General features: G+C 70.5%; 10 protein-coding genes. 3 read left to right on the forward strand and 7 right to left on the reverse strand.

Annotated features, from left to right (window positions below; genetic code table 11):
• Positions 1-25: 25 nt before the first annotated feature.
• The 3 genes from ACFFQA_RS10790 to ACFFQA_RS10800 all read left to right on the forward strand — a co-directional run bounded on the left by ACFFQA_RS10790 (position 26) and on the right by ACFFQA_RS10800 (position 4,254).
• A complete protein-coding gene (locus tag ACFFQA_RS10790) occupies positions 26-343 on the forward strand; it encodes a hypothetical protein (RefSeq protein ID WP_377851616.1) in 318 nt (105 codons plus the stop codon).
• Between the two features lie 285 nt (positions 344-628).
• Positions 629-1,051 (forward strand): nitroreductase/quinone reductase family protein, encoded by a 423-nt coding sequence (locus ACFFQA_RS10795; protein ID WP_377851617.1) that lies wholly within the window; start codon positions 629-631, stop codon positions 1,049-1,051.
• Positions 1,052-1,431: 380 nt separating this feature from the next.
• Positions 1,432-4,254, forward strand: a complete 2,823-nt coding sequence (locus tag ACFFQA_RS10800; RefSeq protein WP_377851619.1) for an ATP-binding protein — start codon at positions 1,432-1,434, stop codon at positions 4,252-4,254.
• A 328-nt stretch (positions 4,255-4,582) separates the two neighbouring features.
• Here the strand turns inward: ACFFQA_RS10800 and ACFFQA_RS10805 are convergent, their stop codons facing one another.
• The 7 genes from ACFFQA_RS10805 to ACFFQA_RS10835 all read right to left on the reverse strand — a co-directional run bounded on the left by ACFFQA_RS10805 (position 4,583) and on the right by ACFFQA_RS10835 (position 12,210).
• Positions 4,583-5,164 (reverse strand): 4'-phosphopantetheinyl transferase family protein, encoded by a 582-nt coding sequence (locus ACFFQA_RS10805; RefSeq protein WP_377851620.1) that lies wholly within the window; start codon positions 5,162-5,164, stop codon positions 4,583-4,585.
• A 58-nt stretch (positions 5,165-5,222) separates the two neighbouring features.
• Positions 5,223-5,978, reverse strand: coding sequence for a thioesterase II family protein (locus tag ACFFQA_RS10810; protein ID WP_377851621.1), 756 nt, complete (start codon positions 5,976-5,978; stop codon positions 5,223-5,225).
• 82 nt (positions 5,979-6,060) lie between these two features.
• Positions 6,061-7,104, reverse strand: coding sequence for an HAD-IIIC family phosphatase (locus tag ACFFQA_RS10815; RefSeq protein ID WP_377851622.1), 1,044 nt, complete (start codon positions 7,102-7,104; stop codon positions 6,061-6,063).
• Positions 7,101-8,240, reverse strand: a complete 1,140-nt coding sequence (locus tag ACFFQA_RS10820) for an acyl-CoA dehydrogenase family protein (RefSeq protein ID WP_377851623.1) — start codon at positions 8,238-8,240, stop codon at positions 7,101-7,103. The genes ACFFQA_RS10815 and ACFFQA_RS10820 overlap by 4 nt, the downstream gene beginning before the upstream one ends.
• Positions 8,241-8,271: 31 nt before the next feature.
• Positions 8,272-8,523 (reverse strand): acyl carrier protein, encoded by a 252-nt coding sequence (locus tag ACFFQA_RS10825; protein ID WP_377851624.1) that lies wholly within the window; start codon positions 8,521-8,523, stop codon positions 8,272-8,274.
• 110 nt (positions 8,524-8,633) lie between these two features.
• Positions 8,634-9,473, reverse strand: coding sequence for a 3-hydroxyacyl-CoA dehydrogenase family protein (locus ACFFQA_RS10830; RefSeq protein WP_377851625.1), 840 nt, complete (start codon positions 9,471-9,473; stop codon positions 8,634-8,636).
• A gap of 1 nt (position 9,474) precedes the next feature.
• Positions 9,475-12,210: a type I polyketide synthase gene (locus tag ACFFQA_RS10835; protein WP_377851626.1), complete on the reverse strand. Its 2,736-nt coding sequence runs from the start codon at positions 12,208-12,210 to the stop codon at positions 9,475-9,477.
• Positions 12,211-12,214 lie beyond the last annotated feature (4 nt).

Below are 12,214 nucleotides of genomic sequence, written 5' to 3' on the forward strand. Positions count from 1 at the left end.
TGTAGCGGCATTCACGATCGCGAGCATGACCGCGGTGGGCACAGGGGCGCAGGCCGATCCGATCGACTGCCCTCATGACGCGCTCGGCTGCTTGTACGACGGCGACCTGGGTGCCGGTGACCGGTACGTCATCCGTCGCTGTGACAGCTACGACCTGCCGAGCGGCTGGTGGGACAGGGCCAACTCCTTCTTCATGACCGACCGGGCACTGCTCAGGGGGTGGAATTACGGGCGCCCCGGCGAGAGCAGTGTTCCGACCCTCGCCACGTTGCGAGGGAACGATTTCGACAACTTCGACAACAAGAACGCCACCGACTGGATCGAAGTGAGGTGCGCGGTCTAGCCGCTGACGGCGAGAAGCCCGGGTGATCAGCGTTCACGCTGGTCACCCGGCTCTCGTTCCAAGGCGAAAAATCGCACGACCACCCCGTGCGCGACGCCGCTCGTACGAGACGTCGGGATCGCCGACAGCGACAGAGGAGAACGATCCGCCGGCGACACGAGATCGGGGTGCCGTCCGGTCTGGCCGCTCGGATCGAGCGCAGGGCGGCGGCGTGTCACGCCCCACGGCCGGTCGGTCACGGCGCGGGGGCGGGAATGCCTCGGATGCCGCCGCGTTGTTGCTGGCATGACGGACAGCCGCAGCTACAACCAGCAGGTCATTGACGAGTTCCGGGCCAACAACGGTGTCATGAGCGGCACGTACGCCGACGCTCCGCTGTTGCTGCTGACGACCGTGGGCGCGCGCAGTGGTCAGCAGCGGACGTCTCCCGTGCTCTACCTGCGCGACGGGGAGCGGTTCGTGGTCTTCGCGTCCAACGGTGGGGACGCCCGGCATCCCGCCTGGTACCACAACCTGGTGGCGAACCGGCAGGCCACCGTGGAGGTCGGGCAGGAGCGGTTCGAGGCCGTCGTGACCTTCACCGAGGGGACCGAACGGGACGAGCTCTACGCGCGCCAGGTGGCCGCCGAACCCGCGTTCGGGGAGTTCGCGCAGCGCGCCGGGCGGACGATCCCGGTGGTCGCGTTGAGCCGGGGAACGAAGCGGTAACCGGCAGGTTATCGCTGGGTGCGCCTTGGCTTGTCCAGTGGGAGAGTTGTCCATCCTTCAATGGACGCCGGGCGCACTCGGCCCAGGTCACGGCGGCGAGGAGTACACCGCTCGCGCGACAGCCGCCCAGATCAATGGTGGACAGAACAATTTAACGTTCCCTGGACATCGGCATTCGAAAGAGCGCATCCGGATATCGGAGACTTCCCCTGCTGTCAAGAGCCGAACGTAACTGAGCGAGATTCGGGTACAAAGTTCAAGATTCGCGGCGTTCCGTTGCGACCCCGGCCCGGTCGGGCAACTCTGGGGTCAGGCCGAACTATCCACCCTCCGGTCGGTCGGTCACGTGGAATACCTGGCCTTGAACTGAGGTAGTCGCGATGCAATTCAGTGTGTTGGGTTCACTCGAAGTGGTCGACCGCGGTGCGGTGGCGCCCCTCAAGGGCACCAAGCAGCGCGCGGTCCTCGGTTACCTGCTGCTGCACGCCAACGAGGTGGTGGCGACCAGCAGGCTGCTCAAGGCCCTGTGGCCCGACGACGTGCCGTCCACCGCGCGCAAGATGGTGCAGAACGCGGTCTCCGGGCTGCGCACGGTGCTGGCGTCCAACTCCGACCCGTCGCACTCCCCGATGCTGCTCACCCACGCGCCCGGTTACGTGCTGCGCGTCGAGCCCGACCGGATCGACCTCTCCCGGTTCGAGGCGCTGGCCCAGGCCGGACGCGTCGCGTTGACCGAGGGTCGCAGCGACCAGGCCGCGCAGGCGCTGCGCGAGGCGCTCGCGCTGTGGCGCGGTCCCGTGCTCGCCGACCTGGTCGAGACCGGCGTGCACTGGCCGGAGCTGACCAAGCTGCACGACATGCGGGTCTCCGTCATGGAGGACTACTTCGACGTCGAGCTCGCACGCGGGCGGCACCCGGACGTGCTGGGTGAGCTGGAGCCGTTGTTCGAGGCCGAGCCGCACCGCGAGCGCCTGTGCAGGCAGCTGATGACCGCGCTCTACCGCTGCGGCAGGCACGTGGACGCGTTGCAGGTCTACCGCCGCACCCGGACCGCGCTGGTGGACGGGCTCGGCCTGGAACCCGGCCGGGAGCTGCAGGAGCTGGAGCGGGCGATCCTGGACCACGACGCCGCGCTCCAGCTGCCGTCGAACGCGTCGGTGACGCCGCTGCTGCCGCCCGAACCCGCCGTCGCACGGCAGATCGCGCCGCCGCGGGTGCTGGTGTCCTGCCCGACCGGTGAGCAGATCGACCGGCCCACCGTGGTCACCCTGCGGCAGGAGCGGCCGGAGCCGCGCTCCGGGCTGGTCGTGGAGCCTGCGGCCGAGCGCAAGCTGGTCAGCGTGGTCGCGATCGCCCCGCGCCAGCCGACGGGCAAGGACCCCGAGGACGTCGACCAGACCTTCCTGGACATCAGCGTGGCCGTGCGCGCCGAGGTCGAGCGCGCGGGCGGCACCGTGATCGGCGCGGTCGCCTCCGTGCTGCTCGCGGTGTTCGGCGTGCCGCGCGCCCGCGAGGACGACGCCGCGCGGGCCGTGCGCGCCGCGCTGACCATCCGCGACCGGCTGGTCGGGCAGGACCCGACGTCGCCGACCGGGGGCGAGCTGCGGATCGCCATCGCCACCGGCGAGGTGCTCGCGAAGTTCCAGCCCGGCGAGTCCACGCCGATGGTCGCGGGCGCCGTCGTGGACAGCTGCGTGCTGATGACGACCGTGGTCCGCTGCGGGCCGGTGTGGGTCTGCGACACCACTCGCCAGGCCAGCGCCCCGCTGATCGTCTACTCCACCACGTCCGAGGTGCCCGCGGTGTGGAAGGCGGAGGCGGTCCGCGAGAAGCCCGTCGTCGGCGTCGGCAGGCACAACTCCGTGCCGTTCCTGGACCGCGAGCGGGACATGGACCTGCTGCGCGCCACGTTCGGCCAGGTCCGGCGGCGGCAGCGGCCGCAGCTGCTGACCGTGCTCGGCGAGGCAGGCATCGGCAAGACGCGGCTGGTCAGCGAGTTCTCCGACGCCACGGACTCCGCGGGCGGCGACGCGCGAGTGATCACCGCACGGGTGCCGCACTTCGGCGACGACATCACCTCGCGCACCCTGACCGAGCTGGCCCGCGCGTGCGTCGGCATCGCGCACAGCGACTCCGCCACGGTCGCCGAGACGAAGCTGACGCGCCTGGCGCACCGCCTCGTCGGTACCGGCGAGGCGGGCGAACGCATGGTGTCCGGCCTGCTGCCGCTGACCGGCTTCCCCACCAGGCCGTGGCACCTGGTCGACAGCGAGGAGACCTTCTCCGCGCTGCGCAGGCTGCTGGAGGAGCTGGCCGCGGACGGCCCGCTGGCCACCGTGATCGAGGACCTGCACCGCGCCGACGACGAGCTGCTGGAGTTCGTCGCGGGCCTGTCCGACGGGGTCGGGCCGGTGCCGCTGCTGGTCGTCGCGACCGCGCGGCCGGAGCTGCTGGAGCAGCGGCAGGGCTGGCACGGCGGTGCTCGCAACGTCACCACGATGACCTTGGACCCGCTTTCCGACGACGCCGTCGGTGAGCTGCTGGACTCGATGCTCGACGCGGGTGGCGCGCACGACGGCTGGTCGCCGCAGCGGCGCCAGGCCCTGGTCGCCAGGGTCGGCGGGAACCCGCTGTTCGCGATCGAGTACGCCAGGATGATCCGCGTCGGCCGCTCCCGTGACGACCTGCTGCCGCCGAACCAGGTGCGCGGCGTGGTGGCCGCGCGGCTGGACACGCTCTCCACCGCGGAGAAGGCCGTGCTCCAGGACGCCGCGGTCTTCGGCGAGACGGTGACCGCGACGGCGGTCGCCGCGATCGGCGGCTACGACGATGTCGAGAGCGTCGCGCAGTGCCTTGAGCAGCTGGAACGCCGCGACGTGCTGCGGAGGGTGCGCAACGGCGGGATCGGCGGCGAGCAGGCCTACGTGTTCTGCCAGGTGCTGGTCCGCGAGACCGCCTACGCCCAGCTGCCCCGCGTCGCGCGGGCCGAGAAGCACCGCCGCGCCGCCTCGTGGCTGGACGAGCTGGCCGCGGCGGAGCACGGCGACTACGGCGCTGAGCTGCGCGAGCTGCACCACCAGCACGTGACCGCCGCGCTGGGCAAGCCGCTCACCCCGGTCACGGTGCCCAGCATCGCGTCGCCCGCCATCACAACGGTCACCGAACAGTTCTCGGGCTGGGATCGGATCCGGATTCCGTCCTAGTACCTGTCCTGCAAGTCGTCCCGACGCCCCGAGGCGGCACCACCCACGTGCCCCCGTGCGCTGGCTGGCTGGCGTGGTCAGGGTTTTCGCGTTTTGTCACCTAATTGCGCAAAAGAGCGCTCCCAAATCGCATCAAGGTGACAAAACGCGAAAAGAGGAGGGCGCGGGGGTGGGGGCGCCAGGGGGTGAGGGCGCCGGGGGTGGTGAGGTGGTGTTGCCACTTGCAGGACGCGACCTAGCGGTGACGCGCCGTGGCGTAGTGCGACAACTGGGCCAGAGAATCCCGTTTCGTACTCTCAACAAGAAAAGGGGCGCGGGACGAAACGGGTCACCCGGACCAGTTCCGCTGAACCACGCGGAACGGCCGCCCCGGCGATACCACCGCACCCGAATACCCTTCCGGCAACACGAGCTCGCCCACCGACCACCTCTCACCGTCGCGCATCAGCGCCGCACCAGCGGTGTCGAAGACCAGCTCCGGCCCGGGAAGCGCGCTCAGGCCCTCGCCGAGCACCTTCACGCAAGCCTCCTTGCAGGTCCAGTAGCGGAAGAACGCCACCGACCGTTCGGCTTCGGGCAGGGCCGCGATCAGCGCGTGCTCGCCCGGCAGGAACACCCGCTCCGCCATGCCCAGGTAGTCCAGCTCGCGATGCCGCTCGACGTCCGCACCGACCCGGCGATCCCCGGAGACCACCAGCGCGGCGAGCTCTCCGGAGTGCGAGAGGTTGAAGTCCGGGCCGCCGTCCACCCGGGGGCGTCCCGACTCGTCGCGGGTGATCTCCACCTCCGCCGGGGCGACGCCGAGGTGGTCCGCCAGGACCGAGCGCAGCATGGCGCGGGCGATGACGAAGCGCCGACGGTCCTCCGGGTAGGAGTAACCGTCGGCGCGTCGAGTTTCCTTGTCCGACAACACCTCCGACGCGCCTGGGACAGGCCGGTCGAGACGTGTCAGCCAGACGTCCACGGTGTCATCCGGCGAGTTCGGCGGCGAAGATGTCGATCAGCTCGCCCGCCTTCTTCTCCAGGTAGAAGTGGCCGCCGGGGTAGGTGTGCAGCGCGAAGCGGTCCGCGGTCAGCTCGCCCCACGCCTTGAGCTCGTCGTCGTCGGCGCGCGGGTCGCCGTGGCCGCCGAAGGCGGTCAGCGGGATCGGCAGCGGGTCCTCGGCGCGGTGGGCGTACGCCTCGTTCACGGTGAGGTCGGCGCGGAACAGCGGGACGAACAGCTCCAGCAGCTCCGGCTCGTTGATCACCGCGTCCGGCATGCCGCCGAGCACCTTCAGCTCCGCGATCAGCTGCGGTGTCGGCAGGGCGCGCAGCTGCTTGCGGGTGTCCGGCAGCTGCGGGGCGGCGCGGCCGGAGACGAACAGGTGCTTGGGCGGCTGGGCGCCGATCGCGCGCAGCTTGCGGGTCACCTCGAAGGCCACCAGCGCGCCCATCGAGTGGCCGAAGAAGGCGTAGTCGCCGGTGAACTGATCACCGATGTCCGCGACCAGCTCGTCGACCAGGGCGTCCACCGAGGTGAACGCCTTCTCGCGGAAGCGCTCGGCGCGGCCCGGCGGCTGCACCGGGCAGATCGCCAGCCGGTCGCCCGCGATGCCCCGCCACGGGGCGTAGACCGCAGCGCTGGCCCCGGCGTGCGGGAAGCAGAAGACCCTGCGCTGCGTGGTGGGGGCGGCACCGAGCGGCAGCCACCGCGGCGCGTTCGGTCGGTTCGGTGCCGTCATGCGTGTGCTCCTCGTGTCGGTGCCGGTCGCCGGACCGCGCCCCGGGGCAAGTGCTTGTCGGCGCGGTACGGCGACGGCGCTCTCAGTCCGTCTCGACTACCAGATAAGCAGGTGGGGGCTGGATCTGGGCGAGGTCGGATTCAAACACCAGATGTGATCCGTCCCGCTCCACCTCGGTGAACCCGGCGAAGGCGTAGGTCACGTACATCATCCGGTTGCGGCCGGTCTCCACGAACTCCGCGCGCAGCTTGGCGCCGTCGGCCTTGGCCAGGCCCATGATGTGGTTCAGCAGGACCGTCCCCACCCCGCGGGACATCACCCGGCAGGACATCAGCATCATCCGCAGGTGCCACGCGGGCTCGCCGCGCTCGACCAGGGCGAGGCCGATCTTGCCGTAGCTGCCGTAGCGGTCGGTCAGCGACGCGACCAGCAGCAGGTGGTCCGGGGAGGTGCGCAGCGCGTCCAGCTCCTCGTAGGAGTAGGTGCGCCCGGTGGAGTTGAGCTGGTTGGTGCGGACGGTCAGCTCCTCGGCGCGCTGGAGGTCCTCCTCCTGCGCCTGGGAGATGGTGAACTTCATCTCCAGCGTCGCGAGGAACTCCTCGCTGGTGCCGCTGTACTCCTGCTCGATCACGTCGCGCTGCGCGGCCGCGCGGTACATCTCGCGACGGATCTTGGACTCGTCGGTGACGAACTTCGGCCGGAACTCGTCCCGGCGCAGCTCGGTCGCGAGGTCGCCGAGCGCGTCGACGGTCAGCACCGACGGCAGGGCGTGCGCGACCTCCTCGCGCTCGAAGGGCTGGTCGTCGACGAAGGCGATCGCGTCGAGGCCGATGTTGATGGACTTGGCGATCTGCTCGATGTTGCCGGACTTGGCGTTCCAGTTGATCTGCGGGTAGAGGAAGTACTCCTCCAACCCGAACTCACGGAGCTTGGCCATGGCGGCGTCGTGGTCGTTGCGGCTGGCGACCGAGTGCAGGATGCCCAGCTCGTCGAGGCGGCGGATCTCCTCGGCCACCTCGTCGCGCAGCTTGACGTCACCGTCCTCCAGGAGGATGCCCTCCCACACGGTGTTGTCCAGGTCCCACACGACGCACTTGACGCGACCGAGCGCGGGTTTGCCCGTCACAGTGCCACCTCCCGGTAGGCGACTTCGGCGATGGTCAGCTGCTGGAGCTCGGTGCTGCCCTCGATGATTTCCATGATCTTGGAGTCGCGGTACAGCCTGGCGGCCGGATAGTCGGGGCTGCACCCGTTGGCGCCGTGGATCTGCACCGCGTCGCTGGCGGCCCTGGTGGCCGCGGTGGACGCGTGGTACTTGGCGATCCAGGTCGCCATGATCGTCTCGGGGTCGTCGGCGTCCTTGAGCCGTCCGGCGCGCTCGCACAGCAGCGCGGCGGCGTCCCGGCTGGTCACCATGTCGCTGATCTTGGCGCGGATCTGCGGCTGGTCCCGCAGCAGCGCGCCGCCCGCCGAGCGCTGCGAGCTGTAGCGGGCGCTGGCCTCCAGCGCCGCCTGGACGATGCCCAGCGAGCCGCAGGCCACGCTGTAGCGGCCGATGTCCAGCGCTCCGGTCATCACCGTGCCCGCGGCCCAGCCGCGCGGTCCCAGCAGGGCGTCGGGACCGAGCCTGACATCGGTGAAGGTGATCTCGGCGATCATGCTCGACGCGGTGCCCATGATGCGCGACAAGGGCTTCACCTCGACGCCGGGGGTCTCACGCGGCACCAGGAAGGTGCTCATCCCGGCGTCGGTGCGGGAGAAGACCATCATCAGGTCGGCCACCTGGCCGCCGGTGATCCACTTCTTGCGTCCGTTGAGCACCCAGCCGTCGCCGTCGGGCACCGCCACCGTGCCCTCGGCCGTGGAGTCGCTTCCGCTGCGGTCCGGTTCGGACAGGCAGAACACGCCGAAGGTGGCTCCCGTCGCGAGCTCGGGCAGCCACCGCTTCTTCTGCTCGTCGCTGCCCCAGCGGTTGACCGACCAGGACACCATGCCGTGCACGGTCAGCATGCTGCGCAGGCCCGAGCAGCCGCGGCCGATCTCGGTGTGGATCCGGCCGACGGTGACGTAGTCCGTGCCGGACCCGCCGACCTCGGCGGGCAGGAACGGCGCCCACAGGCCGAGCGAGCCGACCTGGTCCAGCAGCGACCTCGGCAGCCGCTCGGTGCGGTCGAACTCCTCGGCGTTGGGCGCGACCTCCGCGTCGACGAACTCCCGGACCCGTTGGGGCGTGGGAGCGTCGACCCGACCGGTGAAGCTCATAGTGACCTCCGTGTGTCGCCTCGCGGCGCCGCTACTTCGCCGCCGCGGTCGACTGGCGCGCGACGAGGTCGGTCATCTGGTCGACGCTGCGGAAGTTGTCCAGCTTCAGCTCGTCGTTGGGGATGCGGACGCCGAAGGTCTTCTCGATGAACATCACCAGCTCCATGGCGAACAGGGAGTTGACGAAGCCCAGCGCGAAGATGTCCTGGTCGTCGGTCAGCTCGATCTTCGGGAACTTGCCGACGATGAACTGGCGGAGCTCTGCGCGTGCGTTGTCGGACATGGGTCCTGCCCTCCTGAGAGTGTTCTGCTGCAAGTACTACCAACGGACAGTGCCGCTGCCAGCGGTGATCCGGCTGTTCTAGGCGAATTGGTAGTACTGGGTCGGGAGTACTAGTAGGTGTAGAAACCCTTGCCGGACTTGCGGCCGTGCAGGCCCGCGTCGGTCATCTGCTTGAGCAGCGGGCACGGGCGGTACTTGCTGTCGGCGAAGTGCTCGTAGAGGACCTCGACGCTGTAGAGGATGGTGTCGACGCCGATGAGGTCCGCGGTCTCCAGCGGGCCCATGGGGTGGCCGAAGCAGCTGCGGAAGACGTCGTCGACGGTCTCCGCGCTGGCGACGCCCTCGTAGACCAGGTAGGCGGCCTCGTTGACGGTCAGCATCAGCACGCGGTTGGACACGAAACCGCTGGCGTCGTTGACGTCGATGCCGCGCTTGCCCGCCGAGGTGAGCAGCTCGCGCACGGTCTCGATGGTCTCGGGCGTGGTGTGGTAGCCCTTGATCAGCTCGGCCGCCGGCTTCATCGGCACCGGGTTCATGAAGTGCACGCCCGCGACCTGGGCGGGGCGCTTGGTCAGCGAGGCCAGCTTGGTGATCGGGATGGCCGAGGTGTTGGCGACGAAGATGGTCTCCGCCTTGCAGGTGGCCTCCAGCTCCAGCCAGACCGCCTTCTTGGTCTCCCAGTTCTCCGTGACGTTCTCGATCACGATGTGCGCCTCGGCGAGCAGGCTCAGGTCGGTGCCCGTGGTGATCAGCGACAGCACCTGCTCGTGGTCGACGGCGGGGCCGCCCATCATCCGGCTCATCCGCGCGTTGAGCTCGATGGCGTTGAGCGCCTTGGCGAGCGCGTCCGGGTCGTTGTCGATCAGGACGATCTGGTGCCCCGCCTGCGCGAAGGTCTGGGCGACACCGGAGCCCATGACGCCGGCGCCAACCACTCCAACAAGACTCATCTCAGCTGTCTCCTTCTTGAACGGGGTCGATCCAGTACCGCTCGCGCTGGAACGCGTAGCCGGGTGCGGTGGTCTTCCGCGCGCCGCGACCGCGGTGGTAGGCGGACCAGTCGATGTGGGCTCCGGTGAGCCAGAGCTTGCCCAGCGCCTCGGTGAGCACCGCCGAGGCCGCGCGCGGGTCGGACTCCCCCGGCAGCGACGGCGTCAGCAGCGACCACCGCTGCGACGGGACCGCCGGGTGGCCGCGGAACATCGCGCCGAGCGACTGGCCCGCGCCGAGCTCCACCAGCGCCGCGTCGGCGTGCTGCGCGGACAGGTGGGAGACCATGTCGGCGAACTGGACCGTGCGGCACATGTGCTCCGCCCAGTAGCCGGGGTCCTTCAGCTGGCGCTCGGTGATCGGCGCACCGGTCACGTTGGACAGGTACGGGATCTTCGGCGTCCTCGGCGTCAGGTTCTGCCGGGCCCACGCGGTCAGGTCGGCGGCGACGGGCCGCAGCGCCCGCGAGTGGAAGGCGTGCGTGGTGCGCAGGTAGCGGCTGGGGACGGCGTGCTCGGCCAGCTTCTCCGCGACGGCGGCGACCTTGTCGGTCGGGCCGGAGAGCACGATCATGGCGGGGCCGTTGACCGCCGCCACGTCCACGCCGAGGTCGGCGGGTGAGCCGATCTTCGCGGTCAGCTCGTCAACGGACAGCGGAACGGCGGCCATCGCGCCCTCGGGCAGCTTCGAGATCAGCTTGGCGCGCACCGCGACCAGGCCGGCGGCCTCGGCCAGGGTCAGGCTCTCCGCGAGTGCCGCGGCCACGAACTCGCCGACGCTGTAGCCCGCGAGCACGCTGGGCACGACTCCCCAGTCCAGCAGCAGCTTCCCGAGCGCGTACTCCACCGCGAACACGGCGGGCTGGACCACCTCGGTCGCCGAGGAGCCGGCGTCCTCGGGCTCCTCGGTCCGGCCCAGCAGGCGGGCCAGGTCGGACACGCCCGCGCCGCGCTCGGCGACCATGTCGGCGACCGGGTCGGCGCCCAGGTGCTCGCGGAAGATCGCGGCGCACTCGTCGATGGCGTCCCGGAAGACCGGCTCGTCGCGGTAGAGGTCGCCGACCATGCCCTTGTACTGCTCGCCGACCCCGGCCAGCAGGAAGCCGACCTCGCGGCCGTCGACGGCGTTGCCGTCGGCCAGCACCCGGGCGCCGGAGTCCGGGCCCAGCGCGCTCGCGGCGTCCTCGGCGGAGGTGACGACGGCCATCCTGCGGTGCTCGAAGGGCTTGCGGCCGATCTGCAGCGTGTAGGCCAGGTCCTCGACCGGCTCGTCGCTGGCCGCGATCCGCGCGGCGAGGGCGTCGGCGGCCTCGGCCGACTGCGCCGACCAGACCAGGAGGGTGTGCTCGCGCGGGTTCGGCTCGTCCTCGGGCTCGGGGGCCTCCTCCAGCACGACGTGGGCGTTGGTGCCGCCGAAGCCGAAGGAGTTGACCCCGGCGAGCCGGGGCCGCTCGCCGCGCTCCCAGGGCACGGTGTCGGCGGTGACCAGGAACTGCTCCCCGGTGCGCTGGAGCTGCGGGTTGGGCGAGCGGTAGTTCAGCGTTCCCGGCAGCTCTTCCTTGTGCAGCGCCAGAACCGTCTTGATCAGCGAGGCGATGCCCGCGGCCTGGTTGAGGTGGCCGATGCCGGACTTGGCCGAGCCGACGCGCAGCAGGTCGGTGCCGGAGAAGACCTGCTGGATCGCCGCGACCTCGGCCGCGTCGCCGAAGACCGTGCCGGAGGCGTTGGTCTCGACGAAGTCGACCTCCTCGGGCTCGACGCCCGCCGCGCCGAGTGCCTCGGCCATCACCGCGGCCTGTCCCTGCACGCTCGGCGCGGTGAACCCGGCCTTGTCGGAGCCGTCGTTGTTGACCGCCCAGCCCCGGATGACCGCGTAGACCCGGTCGCCGTCGGCGAGTGCGTCCTCAAGGCGGCGCAACACCACCGCGCCCGCGCCATCACCGGTGATCTTGCCGTTGGCCCCCGCGTCGAAGGGGCGCACGACCCCGTCCGGGCTGAGCCGGTTGGCCTCGGAGTACCAGTAGCCGGGCGGCTGCACCAGCAGCGAGACGCCACCGGCCACCGCGACGTCGGTCTCCCCCGCCGCCAGGCTGGTGCACGCGGTGCACACCGCGACCAGCGAGGTGGCGCTGTGCGCCTGCACGGCGGCCGCGGGGCCGGTGAGATCCAGCGAGTAGGAGACCCGACCGGCCAGGGTGTCCTTGTCGTTCAACAGGATCAGGTGCTCCGGCCCGACCTTGACCCACAGGTCCCCGTGGTTCATCAGGTTGACCATCAGGTAGGTCGACGGACCGCAGCCCGCGTAGACCGCGACCGTTCCGTCCACAGTGGAGGGATTGATCCCGGCGTCCTCCAGCGCGCGCCACGCCTGTTCGAGGAACACGCGGTGCTGCGGGTCCATCAGCCTGGCCTCTTCGGGGTCGATCCCGAAGAAACCGGGGTCGAACAGCTCCATCCCCGCGATCCCCGCCGAGACCGGCACGTAGGCGGGGTCGTCGGCGTGCTCGGCCGGCACACCCGCCGCGATCAGCTCCTCGCGGCTGTGCCGGACGATCCCGGTCCGCCCGGCGAGCATGTTCTCCCAGAACTCACCGGCGTCCTCGGCTCCGGGGAACCGCCCGGCGAGGCCGACGACGGCGATGTCACCGGAGAAACCCTCGTCGAAGTCACCGCTGACTTCACTGTCGTCGACCGTCATCGCC

This window comes from Allokutzneria oryzae (assembly GCF_042429765.1).
Lineage (GTDB): Bacteria > Actinomycetota > Actinomycetes > Mycobacteriales > Pseudonocardiaceae > Allokutzneria > Allokutzneria oryzae.

Bases quoted from the DNA above. Each gene is read 5' to 3' on its own strand.
- ACFFQA_RS10790 (WP_377851616.1), top strand. From the start codon at position 26: ATGACCGCGGTGGGCACAGGGGCGCAGGCCGATCCGATCGACTGCCCT.
- ACFFQA_RS10795 (WP_377851617.1), top strand. From the start codon at position 629: ATGACGGACAGCCGCAGCTACAACCAGCAGGTCATTGACGAGTTCCGG.
- ACFFQA_RS10800 (WP_377851619.1), top strand. From the start codon at position 1,432: ATGCAATTCAGTGTGTTGGGTTCACTCGAAGTGGTCGACCGCGGTGCG.
- ACFFQA_RS10810 (WP_377851621.1), bottom strand. From the start codon at position 5,978: ATGACGGCACCGAACCGACCGAACGCGCCGCGGTGGCTGCCGCTCGGT.
- ACFFQA_RS10820 (WP_377851623.1), bottom strand. From the start codon at position 8,240: ATGAGCTTCACCGGTCGGGTCGACGCTCCCACGCCCCAACGGGTCCGG.
- ACFFQA_RS10825 (WP_377851624.1), bottom strand. From the start codon at position 8,523: ATGTCCGACAACGCACGCGCAGAGCTCCGCCAGTTCATCGTCGGCAAG.
- ACFFQA_RS10830 (WP_377851625.1), bottom strand. From the start codon at position 9,473: ATGAGTCTTGTTGGAGTGGTTGGCGCCGGCGTCATGGGCTCCGGTGTC.
- ACFFQA_RS10835 (WP_377851626.1), bottom strand. From the start codon at position 12,210: ATGACGGTCGACGACAGTGAAGTCAGCGGTGACTTCGACGAGGGTTTC.